General features: G+C 73.5%; 14 protein-coding genes and 1 pseudogene. 3 read left to right on the forward strand and 12 right to left on the reverse strand.

The features are described from left to right. Positions 1-11: 11 nt before the first annotated feature. Positions 12-344 (reverse strand): annotated as a pseudogene (locus J4709_RS38585) (flavin reductase family protein); the annotation flags it as partial. Here J4709_RS38585 and J4709_RS56255 point away from each other — a divergent pair. After that, on the forward strand, positions 289-816 hold the full coding sequence (locus tag J4709_RS56255; RefSeq protein ID WP_372442214.1) for an FAD-binding protein: 528 nt from the start codon (positions 289-291) through the stop codon (positions 814-816). The pseudogene J4709_RS38585 and the gene J4709_RS56255 sit on opposite strands and share 56 nt — an antisense overlap. Here the strand turns inward: J4709_RS56255 and J4709_RS38595 are convergent. Beyond that, complete coding sequence (locus J4709_RS38595; protein ID WP_208249228.1) at positions 722-964, reverse strand: hypothetical protein; 243 nt, start codon at positions 962-964, stop codon at positions 722-724. The two genes, J4709_RS56255 and J4709_RS38595, sit on opposite strands and share 95 nt — an antisense overlap. A 133-nt stretch (positions 965-1,097) precedes the next feature. Further along, the gene (locus J4709_RS38600; protein WP_208248853.1) at positions 1,098-2,318 is read right to left on the reverse strand and encodes an MFS transporter; all 1,221 of its coding nucleotides are present in this window, start codon (positions 2,316-2,318) and stop codon (positions 1,098-1,100) included. 65 nt (positions 2,319-2,383) lie between these two features. Here J4709_RS38600 and J4709_RS38605 point away from each other — a divergent pair, with 65 nt between their 5' ends. Next, positions 2,384-2,761 (forward strand): MerR family transcriptional regulator, encoded by a 378-nt coding sequence (locus J4709_RS38605; RefSeq protein ID WP_208248856.1) that lies wholly within the window; start codon positions 2,384-2,386, stop codon positions 2,759-2,761. 24 nt (positions 2,762-2,785) lie between these two features. On the opposite strand, the gene J4709_RS38610 is transcribed toward J4709_RS38605, so the two are convergent. From J4709_RS38610 to J4709_RS38630, 5 genes are all read right to left on the reverse strand, one after another. After that, positions 2,786-3,208, reverse strand: a complete 423-nt coding sequence (locus tag J4709_RS38610; protein ID WP_208248866.1) for an ABC transporter ATP-binding protein — start codon at positions 3,206-3,208, stop codon at positions 2,786-2,788. A gap of 135 nt (positions 3,209-3,343) precedes the next feature. Then, complete coding sequence (locus tag J4709_RS38615; protein WP_232384707.1) at positions 3,344-4,363, reverse strand: FecCD family ABC transporter permease; 1,020 nt, start codon at positions 4,361-4,363, stop codon at positions 3,344-3,346. A gap of 3 nt (positions 4,364-4,366) precedes the next feature. Then, entirely contained in the window at positions 4,367-5,269 is a 903-nt protein-coding gene (locus J4709_RS38620) for a FecCD family ABC transporter permease (RefSeq protein ID WP_307801924.1), read from the reverse strand. A 213-nt stretch (positions 5,270-5,482) separates the two neighbouring features. Beyond that, positions 5,483-7,309, reverse strand: coding sequence for an ABC transporter ATP-binding protein (locus tag J4709_RS38625; protein ID WP_208248873.1), 1,827 nt, complete (start codon positions 7,307-7,309; stop codon positions 5,483-5,485). Then, positions 7,306-9,009, reverse strand: coding sequence for an ABC transporter ATP-binding protein (locus J4709_RS38630; protein ID WP_307801925.1), 1,704 nt, complete (start codon positions 9,007-9,009; stop codon positions 7,306-7,308). The genes J4709_RS38625 and J4709_RS38630 overlap by 4 nt, the downstream gene beginning before the upstream one ends. A 249-nt stretch (positions 9,010-9,258) precedes the next feature. Here J4709_RS38630 and J4709_RS38635 point away from each other — a divergent pair, with 249 nt between their 5' ends. Next, on the forward strand, positions 9,259-10,305 hold the full coding sequence (locus J4709_RS38635; RefSeq protein ID WP_208248877.1) for a hypothetical protein: 1,047 nt from the start codon (positions 9,259-9,261) through the stop codon (positions 10,303-10,305). A 305-nt stretch (positions 10,306-10,610) separates the two neighbouring features. Here the strand turns inward: J4709_RS38635 and J4709_RS38640 are convergent, their stop codons facing one another. The 4 genes from J4709_RS38640 to J4709_RS38655 are packed head-to-tail and all read right to left on the reverse strand — an operon-like array spanning position 10,611 to position 17,915. Then, a complete protein-coding gene (locus tag J4709_RS38640) occupies positions 10,611-11,933 on the reverse strand; it encodes a hypothetical protein (RefSeq protein WP_208248879.1) in 1,323 nt (440 codons plus the stop codon). Then, on the reverse strand, positions 11,930-13,504 hold the full coding sequence (locus tag J4709_RS38645) for a hypothetical protein (protein WP_208248882.1): 1,575 nt from the start codon (positions 13,502-13,504) through the stop codon (positions 11,930-11,932). The genes J4709_RS38640 and J4709_RS38645 overlap by 4 nt, the downstream gene beginning before the upstream one ends. Next, a complete protein-coding gene (locus J4709_RS38650; protein ID WP_208248885.1) occupies positions 13,498-16,392 on the reverse strand; it encodes a CHAT domain-containing protein in 2,895 nt (964 codons plus the stop codon). The genes J4709_RS38645 and J4709_RS38650 overlap by 7 nt, the downstream gene beginning before the upstream one ends. Then, positions 16,389-17,915 (reverse strand): Clp protease N-terminal domain-containing protein, encoded by a 1,527-nt coding sequence (locus tag J4709_RS38655; protein WP_208248889.1) that lies wholly within the window; start codon positions 17,913-17,915, stop codon positions 16,389-16,391. The genes J4709_RS38650 and J4709_RS38655 overlap by 4 nt, the downstream gene beginning before the upstream one ends. Between the last annotated feature and the right edge of the window lie 128 nt (positions 17,916-18,043).

Genomic DNA, 18,043 nt, shown 5'->3' on the forward strand with positions numbered 1-18,043 from the left:
CGATCAACCGACTATTGCTCAATAATGTGATGCTCTTGAAATTTAGCCGGTATCGGAGAGGAGTCTCCCTTGCGGGTTCCTCGCGCGATAGTCCGGCAAAGCAGGTAAATTCGCCCTAAATAGGCATCTTCCTGCAGGTGGAGGACGCGGCCGACGACGATCTGGTGACCGCCGGCGTCGTGCAGTTGCTCGGTGACGCAGTCGATCCAGGCGACGGCGCCGTTGATGATCGGGTTGCCGGCCGGGGGCGGCCTCCATCCGATGTCGCGGAACTTGTTTGTCTTTCGCATGGCCACGGCGCGGCAGACGTCCTCCTGGCCGGCGGACAGGACGTTCACGCAGAACCGTTCGCCCGACTCGCGTGAGCGCGCCTTCTACGGCGGCGCCTCGACAGGCGACGCCCTCGCCTGGGCGGGGCGTCCGCCGGCGCCGCCCGCGACTGCGCCACCTTCGACGACCTTGCCGCCTGCCTCGGGCGGACGGCCGAGGAGACCGGACGCACCCTGGCCCCGCTGCCCGGTCGCCGCCGGCTCGCCGTGCCCTACCGTCTCGCCTGGGTCACCCACCACCCAGGGCGGCCTGGTCATCGACCCGTCCGGCCGCGTCCTGAACCAAACCGGCGACCCGATTCCCGGCCTGTATGCAGGCGGCAGCACCGCCTGCGGCCTCGCAAGCCCCCACTCCGACGCGTTCTTTGAAGGCGGCTGTGCGGGGCGCCGGTTCAATCGCGGATCTCGCGTTGGCGCTGTTCGGCCTCGAGTACGTCGGCGAGGGCCGAGCGCTCGGCCTGATGGCGACGAAGGAGCTCGGTGCTGAACTCCGTCCACGCGGCATCTTGCTCGTCGGTCATCTGGGCCGTGTGAACTTCGGACTCGACATCGGGATGTGCGTCGAGGAACCTTGCGAACAGGGCACCCATCTCCTGGCTGTGCCGCCGGTTGAGCGCGATGCGTCGCGAGTCCATCGTCCTCACCTTCAGCAGTCGGCGCCCTATGCGCCGCAGCCCACGAGACTGATCGCGGGCCTGCGCTAAGTCAAGGCCTCCCTCTCCGCGCTTCTCGCGGCGCGGGCGGTGGTTGCCCGCGCCGATGGCGTCTTCAGTCGGACGGGTGTGGCCGGACGGTCGGGAAGGCGTGGACGCGGGCGCCGGCGATGGCGGCGAAGGCCGGGACCAGGAGCAGCAGAACGCTCCAGGGGAGGGACGCGGCGCCGAGCGCGTCGAGCAGGACGCCGCCGATGATCCCGCCCGCGGCCATCGCGACGTTCCACAGGGTGACCAGCATGGCCTGGGCGGCGTCGGCGGCCGGACCTCCGGCGTCGGCGGCGGCCGTCTGGAGCAGGGTGGGGACGCCTCCCCAGCCGAGGCCCCACAGCATCGCCGCCAGGTAGACGAGCGCGTCGTGGTGGACGGGGACGGCGAGGACGGCCGCCGCGACGCCGACCAGCAGGACGCTGCCGATGGCGAGCGCGCGCAGGCGCCGGTCGATGCGGGCTCCGGTGAACCAGATGCTCGCCAGCGACGCGATCCCGAAGACCAGCAGGACCAGGTCGGTCGAGCCGCCCATTCCGACGTGCCTGAGGAAGGCGGCGATGTAGGCGTAGAGGATGGTGTGGGCCAGGACGAAGGCGAGCGTCACGAAGAGGACGGGGCCGACGCCCGGGACGGTGAGCGCCCGCAGCATCCCGGGCCGCTCCTGTGAGCGCCGCCCCGGGTGGTCCGGGACGGTCGCGGTGATCCAGCCGAGCAGGACGAGGGTGAGCCCCGTCATCACCAGGAAGGGCGCCCGCCAGCCGAGCGACTCGCCGACGAAGGTGCCTGCGGGGACGCCCAGGGACAGTGCGACGGGGATGCCGGACATCGCGACGGCGACCGCTTTGCCCTGGAGCCGGGCCGGGGCCAGGCGGCGGGCGTAGCCGGCGAGCAGCGCCCAGGCGAGCCCCGCGGCCACCCCGGCGACGAACCGGGCGACCAGGGTCAGGGGGTAGTCGGACGAGACGGCGGTGACGGTGTTGGCCGCGGCGAACCCGGCCATGGACGTCAGGAGCAGCCGCTTGCGCCGCCATCCGGCGGTGGCGGCGGTCAGCGGGATGGCGGTGAGGGCGGTGCCGGCGGCGTAGACCGTGACGGCCTGGCCCGCAGCGGACTCGCTGACGTGGAGGCCGCCGCTCATGCCGGGGAGGACACCGGCGGGAAGCGTCTCGGTCAGGCTGGTGATGAAGACGGCGGTGGCCAGGGCCGTCAGCGCGGCCATGGGCAGTTTCTCTTCGCGGACCGGCACCCGCGGAGCGGCGGGCCGGTCGATGCTCTCGGTGGACATGCCGGGTATCGTCGAACCTTCACATCCATGTGAAGGTCAACCCGGCATCGCGTGAGGTGGGACATATGCGCATCGGGCAGCTCTCCGAACTGACCGGCGTCTCCCGGCGGCTCCTGCGCTACTACGAGGAGCAGGGCCTCATCATCTCGCAGCGCTGCGCGAACGGCTACCGCGACTACGACGAGCAGACCGTGGACCGTGTCGTGCAGGTCCGCGGGCTGCTGGACGCGGGACTGCCGACCCGCATCATCAAGCAGATCCTGCCGTGCCTCGACAAGCCGCGGAACATCGTCTTCTCCGACGCCACGCCGGAGATGCTCACGACGCTGGAGGCCGAGCTCGACCGAATGAGCCGGCGGATCGAGTGCCTCGCCCGCAACCGGGACGCGATCGCCGACTACCTCGGCGAGGTCCGCGCGCACGCCCGCGCGGACGTCGCCTGAGACGTCCCCCCCCGCGGCGGGCATTCACCCGGCGGGGTCCGGACGGTGCCGTCCGATCGGGATGATGAGCGGGGTCCCGGCGACGGGGTCGACGCCGACCTGGCAGCGCAGCCCGAACACCTCCTCCACCAGGTCCTCGTTCACGATCGCGGACGGCGCGCCCTCGGCCGCGACCCGGCCGTCCTTCATGGCGACGAGGTGGTCGGCGTAGCGGCAGGCGTGGCTGAGGTCGTGCAGGACCATCACGACGGTGCGCCCCTCGCGCCGGTTCAGGTCGGCGACCAGGTCCAGGACGTCGATCTGGTGGGCCAGGTCCAGGTAGGTCGTCGGTTCGTCGAGCAGCGGCAGGGGCGTCTCCTGCGCGACGGGCGACTGGGGCAGGATGCCGAGCCGCCGAGCCAGCTCGCGGGTGCGGACCGAGCGCAGTGCCCGGCCGTCGAGCAGCACCGACCCGCCGCGCGGCGCGAGCAGCCGGGCGAGGGGCGAGCCGCAGCCCGTCGGCGCGCAGCCGCGGCGCGTCCCCGTCCGCGGCGTCCGGGTGCGGGCCGGTGCCGGGCCGGGTGTCGTGTGCGGTCATGGTGTTCAGCCTCCTGAGCCGGCGCGGGTGGCGCGGACGAGCAGCCACAGCAGAACGGGCGCGCCGAACGCGCCCGTGACCACCCCGACCGGCAGTTCGGTTCCCGGGATGACGACGCGTGCGGCGATGTCGGCGCCGAGGACGATGGCGGATCCGGCGAGGCCGGACGCGACGGGCGGCGGCCAGGCCGTTCCGGCGAGCCGCTGCGCGATCTGCGGGGCGGCCAGGGCGACGAACGCGATCGGGCCGGCGGCGGCCGTGGCGAGCGCGACCAAGCCGACGCCGGTGACCATCAGCGCGAACCGGGTGTACTGGACGGGAGTGCCGAGCCCGCGGGCGACGTCGTCGCCCAGTTGCAGGGTGCGGGTCCAGCGGCCGAGCGGCAGCGCGGCCGGCACGAGCAGCGCCAGCGCGATCGCGAGCGCGTGGACATGGCTCCACGCGCGGCCGTTGAGGTTGCCGACGAGCCGGCCCGTCGCGGCCTGCGCCTCGAACCGGCCGCCGCGGGCGACGAGGAAGTCGGTGAGGCTGCCGCAGATCCACGAGAGGCCGACGCCGACCAGCACGATGCGGTAGCCGGTGGTGCCGCGCCGCCACGCCAGGGCGTAGACGAGCAGGGCGGTGGCCAGCGCGCCGCCGATGCCGAGGACGATTCCGGCGACGACGGCGCTGCCGGCGCCCTGGGTGATGCCGATCATGTCGGGGCTGGCGAGCGGGTTGCGGGCCATGGTCTGGAACAGCGCTCCGGCGAGGCCGAACGCGAACCCGGCCAGCAGTCCGGTGAGGGCGCGGGGGAGCCGGAACTCGCGGACGATGAGCAGCGTGCCGCCGTCCCCGGAGCCGGTGAGGGCGCGCATCACGTCGTGGAGCGGGATCGGGACGTCGCCCATCGCGATGCCCTGGCAGAACGCCAGTATGGCCGCGGCGGCGAGCGCCGCGCACGTGATCAGCAGCCGCGGGCGCAGCACGCCCGACACTGCGGGCCGGGACAGCCGGAATGCCATCCCGGTGGCGGGCGAGGCCATTCCTCACGCCTCCGCGAGGCGCCGGCGGCGGACCAGCGCGATGAAGAAGGGCCCGCCGATGACCGCGACCAGCACTCCGGCCTGGAGCTCCGTGGGCGAGTCGATGAGGTGCCCGGCCAGGTCGGCGGCCAGCAGCAGGCACGGCGCCAGCAGCGCCGAAAGCGGCAGCAGCCACCGCTGGTCGGGGCCGAGCCCGGCGGCCCGGGCGAGGATCCGCGCCGAGTGCGGGACGATCAGGCCGAGGAAGACCACCGGGCCGATCACCGCGACGGCGCCGCCGGCCAGCCGGGTGATCGCGGCGGCGGCGACGTCGTCACCGAGGACGAGGCTGTTCAGCGCGGGCGCGCAGGCGAGCGCGAGCACGGCGCCGGCGGCCAGGAGCGGCAGCACCCGCCGGACCACGCCGGCGTCCTGCCCGGCGAGCGAACCGGCGGACCAGAACCGGTACCGGTCGAGCGCGTCGGGGCCGGTCCGCACGATGCCGTTGGTGAAGGAGTTCAGCATCGCGGTGACGGCGACGCCCGCGAGCGCGAGCTTGACCGGCGTGGACCCGGATCGGCCGAGCCCGGCGAGCAGGTACACCACGGCGCTGGCGGCGAGCGCGCCCGCGAATCCGAACCAGATGTAGCCGTAGAGCGAGCCGATGCCGAGCGCCCCGACCGCGAACACGATGGCGAACGTCGCGCCGGCGCTCACCCCGAGGATGCCGGGGTCGGCGAGGGGGTTGCGGGTGAGGGCCTGCATGACGGCGCCGGACAGGCCGAGCACCGCGCCCGTGGCGACGCCGAGGACGGTGCGCGGCACCCGCACCGACCACACGACGTGGTCGATGCGGGTGCTGGACGGGTCGCCGAACAGGGCCCGCACGACGTCGTCCACGGGGATGCGCAGCGCCCCGTGGCCCACGGGCCGATGGCGCCGGGGTAGCCGCCGAGCCACTCGGTGGTGCCGACCGGGACGGTGCCGAGCGCGAGAACGGCGTCCTGGTCGGTGAGGCCGACGGTCACGACGCGCTTGGGCGCGGCCGGGACGGTCGTCGAGCCGTACTTGTGCTGGATCGTGGCGGGGAACGCGGTGCCGGCCGCGGCGCTCTTCGCGGAGCCCTTGGTGCCGGTGCCGTCAGGCGCGGTCGTGCTCCCGGGTGCCGGACCATGCACGCCACAGGTCGGCGTACCGCCCGCCCGCCACGCGCAGTTCGTCGTGCGTGCCGCTCTCCACGACCCGGCCGTCCTCCATGACGACGACGCGGTCGGCGGACGCCGCCTGGGTGAGCCGGTGGGCGACGACGAGGGCGGTGCGGCCCGCGACGGCACGGTCGGTGGCCTGCTCGAGTTCGCGGGCGCCGCTGCTGCCGGCCTCGGCGGTCGCCTCGTCCAGCACGGCCACCGGCGGGTCGGCGAGGATCAGCCGCGCCAGCGCGAGCTGCTGGGCCTGCGCGCCGCCGATCCGGTGGCCGCCCCCTCCGACGACGGTGTCCAGGCCGTCCGGGAGCGCCCGCGCCCACTCCAGCGCCCCGACCGCGGCGAGCGCCTCGGACAGTTCGGCGCCGGTGGCGCCGGGGCGGGCGAGCCGCAGGTCGTCGGTGAGCGGCCCGGCGAAGACGTGCACCTCCTGGGTGACCAGGGCGACGGCGCGCCGGGCGGCGGCCGGGCCGAGGTCCTCCAGGTCGATGCCGCCGATCAGGACCGTCCCGGCGGTCGGGTGGTGCACGCCCGCGACCAGCCGGGCGACGGTGGTCTTGCCCGCGCCGCTCGCGCCGACCAGCGCGACGCGCTCACCGGGACGGACGTCCAGGTCCACGCCGTGCAGGACGGGCCGTCCCGGCACGTAGGCGTGGCCGAGCCCGGCGGCGGTGACCGAGGCGTCGCGCGGGGAGAGCCGGCCCGCGGGCTCGGGTGCGGGCCCGTCGGCGACACCGGCGAGGCGGGCGAGCCCCGCGGCGGCGGACTGGGCGTCGTCCAGCAGCGCGAGCGCGGTGTTCATCGGCGTGAACAGGTTGTGGAAGTACAGGGCGGCGGCGGTCGCGGCGCCGATGGACACCGACCCGCCGCGCACCAGCAGGAACCCGGCGACCAGCACGGCGGCCAGGCCGGTGTACTCGGCGACGTGCAGCCGCATGTAGAAGCGCAGGACGAGGGTCACGCCGCGCATCGTCAGGTCCACGACCGCCGACGAGCGGCGCGCGACGAGACCGGCGTGCTCGTCCTCCAGGCGGAGCGCGCGGACGGTCGCGCCGCCGCCGATGCTGTCGAGGAGCTGCTGCTGCTGGGCCCCGTTCGCGACCCGCTGCTCCGCGTAGAGCGGCACTGCGCGCCGCACGTACCAGCGAGCGGTGTACGCCTGGACGGGCGCGGCGAGCAGCGCGGCGACGAGGAAGCGCCAGTCCAGCACGGCCAGCCCGGTGAGCGTCAGCAGGATCGCCAGCACCGAGCGCACCAGCTCCGGCAGCGCCTTGCGGACGGCCTCGGCGACCAGCGACACGTCCCCGGTCACGCGCGCGACCAGGTCACCGGATCCGGAACGTTCCACCCGCGCGAGCGGCAGGTGCAGGGCCCGCTCGACGAACCGCTCGCGCAACCGCGCCAGGACCGTCTCGCCGAGCCGCGCGACCAGCGTGAGCCCCCATGCGGTGGCCAGGCCCTGGACGACCGCGACCGCGGCCAGCAGCACGATGACCGGTGTCACGGCGTCCGCCGGCCGGTGCGCGGCGACCAGGTCCACGACCCGCCCGAGCAGCGGCGGTGTCAGCATCCCGACGGCGGTCGCGGCGGCCATGACGGCGGCCCCGGCGGCGGCGAGCCCCCGATGCGGCCGCAGCAGTTCACCGAGCAGCGCGCGGACCCGGGCGCCCGAGGCGACGGGCAGCAGCTCGGTTCCGCCGGCTCGTCCGGCGTCCTCCTGCGGGCCGTGTGCCTGCGCGACGCTCTCCTCGTCCCGGACGGTCATGACAGCACCGTCGCCCGGTAGCCGTCGTGGCGGGCGGCGAGTTCGGAATGCGTCGCGGCGTCCTCGGTCCGCCCCTCGGAGATCAGGACGACGCGGTCGGTGACGGCCAGCAGAGCCGGGCTCGTCGTGACGACGACCGTCGTGCGTCCGCGCCGCAGCGCGCGCACTCCCTCGGCGATGCGCGCCTCGGTGACCGCGTCCACGGCCGTGGTGGGGTCGTGCAGGACGAGGACCGGAGCGTCCGCGGCGAGCGCACGGGCGAGTGCGACGCGCTGGCGCTGCCCTCCCGACAGCGACCGGCCCCGTTCGCTGACGGACGCCTCGACGCCCCCGGCGCCGTTCCGCAGGGCGGCCGCCACCTCGTCGGCGCCGGCCGCCGCCATCGCACGGTCCAGGTCGGCCGACGCGGACGCGGCTGCCGCGACGTTCTCGGCGAGACCGCCCGCGAACAGGTCGGCGTCGTGCGCGGCGACCAGGATCGCGGTCCGCACCGCCGCCGGATGCAGCGCGGTGAGGGGAACGCCGTCCAGCTCCACCGTGCCGACGTCCGGATCGATGTCGCGTCCGAGGCAGTGCAGCAGCGTCGCCGCGTCCCGCGGATCCGGGGCGACGACGCCGAGCAGCTCACCCGGCCGCGCCTCCAGGTCCACCGACCGCAGGGTCCCCGCCGCCACGCCGTTCAGCCGCACGTGCCCCGTGACCGGGTCGGACGGCGCGCCGTGCCCGTCCGGCACGGCGTACGGGGAGGCGAGCACCTCCGCGATCCGTGCGGCCGACGCGCGGCCCTGCGCGAACTCGGCGTTCACCCATGCCAGGACCGACAGCGGGCCGAGCAGCAGCAGCGCCAGGCCGACGGCCGACACCAGCTCGCCGAGGCTGATCTCGCCCTGTGCGGCCAGCCGTCCGCCGACGAGCGCGACCAGCGCGATGAACAGGCCGGTGAGGGCCAGGACCGTCCCGTTCTGCCACGCCTCGGCGCGGGCGGCCCGCAGGGTCGCGCCCAGCGACTCGGTGCTGGTGCGCCGGTAGCGGTCGACGGCCGCGGACTCGGCGCCGATGCCCTTGATCACCCGCAGGCCGGCGACCAGGTCGGCGGCGACGGCGGACGCGTGCGCGGCGCGTTCCTGCTCGGCATGGCTGCGACGTTCCAGCGGGCGGCTCAGCAGATGCCCCGCCCCCAGCAGCAGCGGCGTGCCGACCAGGACGATCAGGCCGAGCAGCACCGAGATGCTCAGCAGCACCGCCGCGCCGCAGGAGACGCCCACGAGCGCCGCCATCCCGGCCATCAGCGCCACGTTCACGGCACCGACCCGGCGGGCGTCCTCGGTGGCGATCGACGCGAGCGCACCGGGCAGCCGCCCCGGCTCCGCCCCGCCGCGCGGATCCAGGACCCGGCCGACGATCGCGACGCGCAGCGCGTGGGCGGCCCGCACCCCTGCCCGCTCTCCCGCGTGGGCCCCGATCCGGAACCCCCACGACAGCGCGAGATACACCGCGGCGAGCACGGCGAGCCACATCGCGAGGGCGAGCCCGTCGCCGCCGGCGATGCCCTGGTCGATCGCCGCACCGATGAGCACGGGTACCAGCGTCTCGCCGATCTGGTGCGCCGAGGCCAGCGCCGCGCTCACCGCCACCCCGCGACGCTGCGAGCGGATCGCCCCGCCCAGCACCGACCGCCCTGTGGGGACCTCCGCCTTCACTGCACCTCCGCGCGACCGCCGTCCCCGATGATCAGGACGATGAATTAGGTAAGGCTAACCTCACATGTGCGCGCTGACCAGAGGCAAGGCGGAGTAATCCCGGCAACAGTGCGCGGCCACCCTCCCACCGCGCGGCTCTGTGGGCGCCGGCGTGCGGCGGAAGCGAGGCGGTGATTCTCACCCGCGGGAGGGAGAGGGTCCGTCGCGTGGGGGAGTCGCCGCGTGCCCGCCGGATCGCAGAATCCTGGCATGGCTACCCCCCTTGCCCGCCAGACCCCGGACGGCGCCGGTCAGGTCGCCGGCGACGCCGCGTCATGGCGGCAGGTCCTCCGGCGGCGCCTGCCCCTCATCGCGCTCGCCTGGGCCACCGGCTACGGCCTGCTGCGCGTCTTCTGGGCGTCAGGCCACCAGCCGGACACCAAGCTGTCGCCGATCGGCACCGACCTCGTGGCGTTCACCGGATGGGCGAGCGCCGCGCTGTGCGGGGCGGCCGCGCTCGTCCTGCTGGCGCTCGCCCATCCCCGCGCGAACCGCCTCGGACGGCTGCCTCGCGCGGCACTGCTGCTCGCCGCCTGGACGGCCGCAGTGTGCCTGGTCGCCTCGGGCGCGCTGCTCCTGCTGGATGTGATCGGCGGCATCCTGCCCGGGATGGGCCTCCGCTTCTACCCGGTCGGCGCGCTCAGCCGCGCCGCCTGCGTGGCGACCGGGGTTCTGACCGGACTGTCCGCCCGCGCGTATGCCCGCCGCACGCGCGCCGGATGCGCCGGCTGCGGGCGCCCCGAGAACGCGCCGGGTCCGCTGGCGAGCACACCCGCCTGGGCGTTCTGGGCGGCCTACCTCGCCGTCGCGGGATGCGTCACCCGGATCGCCGCGCAGGCCGCGGTCGGGTTCGGGGAGTCGCCGCTGTCCGGCGGGGTCTCGGCGAGCCTCTTCGACATCGGGTTCGTGCTGGGCGGGAGCCTGCTGCCGCTCGCGCTCGTCCACCGTTTCGGGCGGACATGGCCACGGTGGGTTCCGCGTCTTGCCGGACGCCGCGTCCCGCGCCGGCTGGTGCTGTGGCCGGGCGCCGCGATCTCCGGCGGGATCACCGTGTACTTCGGGCTGATGCTGCTGCAGATGTTCTGGGAACGGCTGCACGGCCGCAACCCGTTCCCTCCCGACGGCGGCCTGGACCTGCCCGAGGCGTTCTTCTGGGTCGCCGTCCCCGCCTACCTGATCTGGGGCGCCGGGATGGCGGTCTCCGCGCTCGCCTACGCGCGCCGTACTCGCGTACCTTGCCCGGTGTGCGGCCACTGATGGCCCTCCTGGCTGGCGAGAAACCTACCCGGACGTGCCTTAGGCAGGCACACGGCTGAGGCGGTTCACGGCGGGACCGAGGGTAGGCTACCGCCCGCGGGCCTCTTGGTGAGGCCCGCGGGCGGCGGCTCGGGGTGTCAGCCTTGGAGCAGCCAGGAGACGATGGCGTGCATCGTCCCCGAGGCGACTCCGGCGAGGACGCGGCCGACGAGTGCCAGCCGCTCCTTGCGGTTCGGACGGGGGATCATGGTGGCCTCCCTGGGTCGGTTCCCCCTCAATGCCGATCCCGGGTTTTCCGTGGCTCACTACTGCGCGACGACCGCGGCGTACGCGGCCAACTCCGCCAGGAAGGGCCGTTTGTAGGACGGGTCCGTGGTGGCGTTCGGCTGGACGGCCGCGTCGGCGACGCGGCCGATCAGGAGCCGGTCGATGGCGAACCGTTCGTCAGGGAGGTTCCTGCGTTCGTCCCCGAGTCTCGGGGGGTGCACCTGCGACTCGGTGTACACGTCGATGGCCAGGGTGTGCGGGGCCCTGAACGGGGCCAGGCGGGTGACGCCCTCGAAATGGCCGTCGCGGTAGTCGAGTGCCCAGACCGCGACGGGCAGGGGCAGCGGATGGTCGGGGGCATAGGCGCGCGCCCAAATGCGGGGCGCTTCCGGTGGCCGGAGCGTGACGGCGGCCGGGACCCGGGCCCGCAGCTCCCATTCGCCGCCGCGGGCGGTCACCGACCAGGTGACGTTGTTCTCGCGGGCGTCCAGGACCCGCGGTTCCAGTTGCAGCCAGTCAACGGTGTCATCGCCGGCGGCGATGGTGGCGGGAGGTTCCTCGGAGTCCGCTTCCCCGAGGTACCGGGCCCGGCCCAGGGACGGGAGCACCTCGGCCACCATGGAGGCCAGGGCATCGCCGCCCAGCAGCGCCGCGATCGCTTCGTGGCCGTGCGACGTTTCCGCGCGGACGCGGATCTCCTGGGCGTCGATCTCCTCGACCAGCCGCTCCAGGTCCGTGAACCCCGGTGCGGCGTCGTCCACGGAGTCGACGGCGGACCGCAGCGCGTCGTAGAGGACCTCCGCCGCGGTCTCGCCGGCGGCGCCCACTGAGTTCTCCCGGGCGCTTCGTACCAGGTCCCCGAGGACCCGGGTGTGGGGGCGGAGCAGTTCGGCGGCCTCCGTCACACCGCCGAAGCACGGTTGCAGGTGCCAGGCGAGCGCACCGAGTTCGATCTCCAGGAGCGGCACGTCCAGGGCGGGCAGTTCGCCGCGGCCGGGCGCCTGCCACCAGCGGTGCATCCAACTGCCGAAAGCCAGCCGCACCAAGGGTGCGACGAGGGGGCCGCACTCGGCCTCCACGGTGACGGTGCGGGGGCGCGTGCCGCCCGCCAGCTCGTCGATCGCCGTGCCGACGCGCTCACCGTAGACGGGCGCCAGCCACTCGCGCGCCCGCGACAGGTCGTCCAGTACCGCGGACGGCACCAGTTCCGGTTCGTTCACGCCGACGACGATGTCGCCGCCTGCGGCCTCCAGGCGCGCGATGTCGGCGACGCCGGTCGGCTCCCGGCGGGCCGTGTCCCGGATCGTGATGAGGCCGTTCTCTTCGATGGCCAGTTCCACCCGGCCGTTGTGCGCCGTCATGGGCGGTCGCTCCTGGTCGCGGGGGCGTTCTGTGCGAGGTATGCGCAAGCCATGGCGAAGTCGGGATGCTCCTGACCGGGCCGTCCTTCGGGGAGTGTGCGTTCAGTCGCCGCACACCACGAGTCCCACTGCTCGCGGAACTCGCCACTCACCGTATAGTCGCCGCTCAGGCACGCTTGGGCGAACCGCCATACGGCGTCCGTCCCGCTCAGTTTCCGGCCGGACTCCACGATGGACACGACCGCCGCGGCGATCACGGCCTGATCGAGGTTCGCGGACAGGTCCGGCCGTCCTGCGTCCTGCAACTGTTCTTCGCGCAATGGGGCCATGGCGGCTTGGGGGCGCCGGACGGTGGCGTCCTTCAGCACGGAGTAGAACGTCCACCGCAAGATGCTCCACAGGTCCTCAGCGTCCGGGATGGCCAGGTGGGACGCCTCGTGATGGTGCAGCCGTTGCCAGAGCCTGTCCACGTAGCGCGGAAGCGGGTCGTCCATGGCGTGCGCGGTCCGGTCAGCCGGCCCACCGGACCTCTTGTGCAGGAACCTGGCCATGTATCCGTTCAATGAACGGGCCGCGCGCGGCAGACCGGGGTTCTTCGGCATGGAGGCCGATATCCCCATCGCCATCTCCGCCCCCACGATCAGCGCGGCGCGGTGCTGCGCGCTCGCAAGCCCGAGGGATGCGGCGGAACGGTCGATCTCATCAGTGAGAAGTCGCGCATCACCCGGAAGGTCGGCGCGGTTCTTCCTGCGGTTGGCGAGCAGGGAGCAGGCGCGTTCCTCGATCGCCTGGTCGAGCCGGCGGTCTTTCGTCCTGTCCTGCCGTTGCGGCGTCCGCCTTCGCCGGAGCGGCGGCGGGGGAGGCCGCCCATCCGACAGATCCAGGGCCACGATGTCGGCGTGCCAGAGTTCGATGTCCGCGTCCGCGACGACCTCCGCCCAGCGTGCGTCCGCCGCCGGGGACATCCAGTCCAGCGCCATCTCGTCGCCGAGGCATTCGTGGAGCGCCTTGATCCGCTCCCTGGCGCCGGTCTTGGAGCCGTCCGGCGGTGGCTTCCTCGCCGCCCACACCTTCGCGAGCCGCCGGGAGAGCCGCTCGTGCTCGGCCGGATCGGAGAGCACCTTGCGCACTCCGTCGGCCGACGGGACGCCGCCGGGATACCGGAGTGCGATCTCGCGCCGCGCGATGTCCGCGACCGCCGGTTCGCCGTGCTCGGTCGCGAGCCGCCAGGCGATCGGCAGCAGCTGCTCCCGCCGGTCGCCGCTGGTCGTGGCCGCGTCGTGCCAGGCTTGTTCGAGGGCCTTCATCCAGGCGACCGTGGCGACGAGCGCCGGCCCGGCATCCCGGATGTGCCGTCCGATCTCCGCCGCCTCCGTCTCGGAGACCGTCACGGCCACCCTCCTCGGCCAGGACCTGCGGACGTGGTCGGGCAGGATCCTCCGCAGGAGGGTCCGGCTGACCCGGTCGGAGGGCCGCCGGCCGATCGTGGCGTTTCCGCTGGTGAGCCTGGCATCGTGAGCCGCCTCGGGCAGCGCCGCCCACGCCTCCTCGATCGCCTCGGAGATCAGCACGCTTCGCGCTCCGGAGAGACGGGGCGCCCGGTGCCCACGTACACGTAGGGCTGCCAGGACAGCGGCCTCGCGCGATCCCCGGCCCGCCACCGGCGCAGTTCCTCCCGCTGCACGTCGCGCAAGGCCCGCAGGGGGTCGTGCGTCGTCGCGAGCGCGTGCGCCAGCGCATGGTTGATGCGAACCGCGTCATCGAGATCGCGGATCAGGTGGAGAGTGCAGTAGACGTGCTGGGCGCCCGCCATGAGCATCCCGGCGCCGATGCCCAGCCACTCGTTGTGCAGCACGTGACCGCCGTCCGGTTCGCCGCGCGTCGTCACCTGGCCGAGGCTCTCGCAGCACACGAGGACGGCGCGGGACGGCATCGGGAAGCGCGCGGTTCCGGCGGCCGACTGCAGCAGATCGCGGGAGCCGAACAGGGAACCACCGGCGATCTTGATTCCGCCGCTGCCCGGTTCGTCCTTGCGCGGGGTTTCCACGTGTCCCGCCACGTAGAGACAGGCCGGGACTTCCTCGGTGAACTTCCGCAGCAGTTCGGAGAGCGCCTCCCTGTCCAGGGGGCCGTGAACCGTCTCCTGCGCGAGGGGAGGCGGTTCCAGGCTCGACCTGATGTCATTGCGCCCCTGCAGGTACTGCTTGGCGTTGTCGGGCCCCAGCAGCGCGAGATCGACCGCTCCCGGAGCCGCATGCTCGGCTCGTGCTTTTCGGCTGTGCGCGACGACGGCCCAGGACGGCACGTGGGCCACGGCGGCGACGTCGGCTATCCGCACGTCCTCGCCCGCCGCCGATCCCGGCAGCGGCAACGCGGCGACGGGAACGGCGACGAGCGAGCCCGACAAGGACACGGCCAGAACCGAGTCGCGCTCCGGGGCGGTGGCCAGTCCTTCGATCAGCGAAGCCGGCAGCAGCTCTTCCGCGATCGAGTGCAGGAGGGTGAACTCCGGGTCGTCTCCGAGCCGTCGCCGTGCGGGACTGCTCAGCGGCGACCTGGCCATCCGATCGTCGAAGGCCCTCGTGTCCTCGCCGGGCCGTCGGATGGGCAGTGCGTCGAGCAAGGACTCCAGCCGGTCCGTCTCCATCGCCGGACGCTCCGCTCGTTCGACGGTCCACGCGCCGTCATGCGCGGCGACGCGGTAGAACCAGGGCCCGACGAACGCGGCGCTCAGGTACCAGGTGCGGGGACCGAAACCGGCGAGCTCGGCGTCGATGTCGATCGGCCGCTCATCGCTCATCAGGCACCACGAGCGGCCGCCCACCACGACCGGGAAGGGAGCCTCCAGCGGGTCGGCGGCCCGGACGGGCCCGCGGGACGCCGACTCTTCCGCGCCGTCCGGGATGAGCCCGGCCGTCTCGGCCAGCAGCGCGTCCAGGAGCCCGGCGAGTGCCGTTCCCGCCGCGTCACGCGGGATCGGCAGGGGTTGGGCACGCAGGGTCTCCAGCAGCTCCGCCAAGCAGAGCGCATCCTGGCACTCCCACGCGTTCTCGACGGCGGTCACGAAGGCCATCGCATGCAAGGTCAGCCAGCGTTCGCGCCATGCCGTCGAGGGAAGCTGGAACCGCAGGGCCTGCACCGTCCGCAGGGCCTCCAGAGCGTGTGCCAGGGCGTCGCGCCGGTCTCCCCGCCGAGCCCGTGCCTCGGCGAGGACCAGGTGAGCGGCGGTCTCCGCAGCCGGACGGTCGAGATGCCGCAGCCCGAGCAGGGCGTTGCCCGCCAGCTCGATCACTTCGTCCGCCACCTCGTCCGCGGGGACGGACGCCGCCTGGTCGAGCAGCAGCAGCTCCGCACGGAGGAGGTCGTGCTCGGCCGCCTCCGCCTGCCCGGCCCCCGCCACCCCGCGCCGGCCGTGCGCGGAGCCGAGCCGTTCGAGCGTCTCCCGGGCGCCGTCGGCATTGCCCACGTCCAGCATCAGGCGGGCGAAGTACATCTCCGTCCGGACGATCAAGGGCAGGTCGGTGTGCCGCACCGCCAGCCCGCGCAGGCGGGCCAGGCCGGCCAACGCGGCACCGGACCGTTTCTCGCGCACCGCAAGATCCACGGAGCGGGTCTCGGCGATGATCAGCCACGGTCGGCACCGCCGGCCGCGCAGCCGCGACCGGGCGCGTTCGTAAGCCGCCGCCGCGTCGGCGTGCTGTCCCGCCATCACCAGCAGGTCTCCCAGCTGGAGGTCGCACCAGCCGCGGACGGGGGCGCTCAGCTCCTCGTCCTCGCCGACGACCGCGACCAGCCCGAACCCCTCGTCGAGCCGGCCCCGCTTGCCCTCGCGAATCGCTCGCGCCGTCTGGACGATCGCGCGGCTCGCGGCGGGCAGATCGGCCGGGAGCCGGCTGAGGAACGCCTCGGCGCGGTGCGTGTCGTCGTGCACGGCCTTGTCGACGCCCAAACGGAAGTCCGACCACCGGCCGATGAACCGCAGGGCGATCTGGTCGCGGAACGGGACGAACGCGAAGGGCGCGACGCCCATGCTGGCTTTCGGAAGGACCTCCCTGAGGCTCGCCGACGCCCTCATGAAGAAGAGCGCCACGACGACGATGCCGGGGATCCAGATGAGTTCCCAGTCCGTCCAGAGCAGGCCGCCGAGCGCCGGGACCCACAGGTACCAGCGGCGCCACCAGCTCAGGGCGAACAGGGCCAGCAGGGCGGTCGGTACGGCATCGGCGCCGAGGATCCAAGAGATCGCCACGGCGACGATCGCGGCGCCGAGGTGCTGGAGGACCGGAGGGAGCTCGAGTCTGCGGAACTCCCAGTACCGGAGGTCGGCGTCCAGGGTTCCGAGGGCGCTGCCGATAGTGCGCGCCGACGCCCGCCCGGGGCGCAGGACGTCCGGCAGCGATGTGCCGGTTCCCGGACGCCGTCGGAGGAGCCATCCCGTCACATCGTTCCCGGCGGTCATCGTGACCCCCTTGGGGTGATCTTGGCGCCGAGCGCCGACCGCGACCTGCGGACGTCCATGTTCAGCCGGGCGACGCCGTAGCGGGGATCGGCCAGTGCGGACCTGCGCAGGAGAAGGATCTGGTGGATGCCGTACAGGGCGCACAGCACGTCCAACGCGATGACGGCGCGGAGCGTCCAGGAAGGGGCCAGGATGAGCGCGACGAGTTCGGCGCCGCCCCATGCCCACCGCGGCCAGGAGTCACGGGCGATGAGCACGGGCAGCCACGTGAGCGCCGGCCACCATGATCCCGCCGTGCCGCAGACGATGATCGTGACGGTCAGCCGTGCGAGGTTCGCGCAGTTCTGCAACGTCTGGAGACGTATGTACCAGGACACCTGATGCCAGGCCAAGGCCGAGTTGTCGATGGTCCCCGGGCTGGAACCCGACATCCATCCGGCGATGATCCACCGGCGCGGCGGCCGGCCCCGCCCGGTCTCCCTGGTCGGCGGCCGGGGAGGGGGCTCCCCGACCCGCCAGGGGAACCAGCCCGTCCGGTCTCTGTCGTCCGCATACGTCTCGCGTTGGATCGCCTGGATGTGGAAGAGGTCCGCGGTGACGCCGGCGGACCGCATCGCCCTGGCGTTCGACCGCCTGGACGCGTTCAGCGGGCTCGCCGGGTCGATGCAGGCCAGGAACACGTGTGCGGTGTCCACCCAGCGATCGCCCATGCGGTCGGCCCACTGCTCCGCGGCCGCGACGACGATGTGCATCTCATGGTCGCCGGGCGACGGGATGGCCGACAGCTGCCGCGCGATCTCCTCTTCGTCGACGCTCTCGAGGGCCTCGGCGTTGAGCACGTCGTCCTTACCGAGGTTCAGGCCGATCATCGCCTGCGCGAAGCGGCTCGTCCCCTCCGGAGACGTCAGCAGGGCGAGCATGAGGTGCATGGACGAGGGGGCGGTCTCGTCCATCGACAGCGCGAGCGCGGAGGCGCGCCGGCGCACCGACCACGCCATCGGCGTCCAGCGCGTGTAGCCGGCGGACGCGCCCTCGGCGCGCTCCACATCGGCGATGACCAGGCGCGGGTCGGGCGCGAACTGGCGAGGGGCGAACCATTCCTCGCGGACGCCGAAGCCGTCGAGGACGCCGGACGCCGCGTTGGGCGCCGCTCGCAGCGCCTGGAACAAGTGCCAGGTGTAGATCTCGTCTTCGCCGTCCGAACGCGCCTTTTCCCGCGCCTGTCGGAACAGCTCGGCGGCCTCCTCGACCTGAGGCGGCCCGGAACGGGAGGAGTCGCCGGGCCCGGCGGCCTCGACCGCGGCGTCGCGGAGCGCCTCCGGACGGACCCCGTGCTTGCGCAGCAGCAGGTTCCCGCTCATGTAGTCGGCTATCCCGCACATGCCGATCAGCAGGTGCAGGCCGGTCACCTCCGCGTGCCGCCTTTCGTCGGCCGCTTCCACGGCCGGTTCGACCATCCGGCGAACGAGACCGGTGGGCCGCGGGCCGTCTTCAGTGAACAGCGCCGAAAGGGTTGCCTCCATGGCAGAACACTAAGTTCCCGCCCTCGCCATCCAGACGATGCAACCGAAAGCGGCCTACTTGGTTTGATGGCCTTACAGATTCGGCGGCCACCTGGTACAGCGCTTCTGCAACTGAAATTCCGTGCGGA

This window comes from Actinomadura violacea (assembly GCF_017573465.1).
Taxonomy (GTDB): Bacteria; Actinomycetota; Actinomycetes; order Streptosporangiales; family Streptosporangiaceae; genus Spirillospora; species Spirillospora violacea.

Coding starts and splice junctions, on each gene's coding strand:
- J4709_RS38600 (WP_208248853.1), bottom strand. CDS start 2,318: ATGTCCACCGAGAGCATCGACCGGCCCGCCGCTCCGCGGGTGCCGGTC.
- J4709_RS38635 (WP_208248877.1), top strand. CDS start 9,259: ATGGCTACCCCCCTTGCCCGCCAGACCCCGGACGGCGCCGGTCAGGTC.
- J4709_RS38625 (WP_208248873.1), bottom strand. CDS start 7,309: ATGACCGTCCGGGACGAGGAGAGCGTCGCGCAGGCACACGGCCCGCAG.
- J4709_RS38595 (WP_208249228.1), bottom strand. CDS start 964: ATGGACTCGCGACGCATCGCGCTCAACCGGCGGCACAGCCAGGAGATG.
- J4709_RS38655 (WP_208248889.1), bottom strand. CDS start 17,915: ATGGAGGCAACCCTTTCGGCGCTGTTCACTGAAGACGGCCCGCGGCCC.
- J4709_RS56255 (WP_372442214.1), top strand. CDS start 289: ATGGCCACGGCGCGGCAGACGTCCTCCTGGCCGGCGGACAGGACGTTC.
- J4709_RS38650 (WP_208248885.1), bottom strand. CDS start 16,392: ATGACCGCCGGGAACGATGTGACGGGATGGCTCCTCCGACGGCGTCCG.
- J4709_RS38640 (WP_208248879.1), bottom strand. CDS start 11,933: ATGACGGCGCACAACGGCCGGGTGGAACTGGCCATCGAAGAGAACGGC.
- J4709_RS38605 (WP_208248856.1), top strand. CDS start 2,384: ATGCGCATCGGGCAGCTCTCCGAACTGACCGGCGTCTCCCGGCGGCTC.
- J4709_RS38615 (WP_232384707.1), bottom strand. CDS start 4,363: ATGGCCTCGCCCGCCACCGGGATGGCATTCCGGCTGTCCCGGCCCGCA.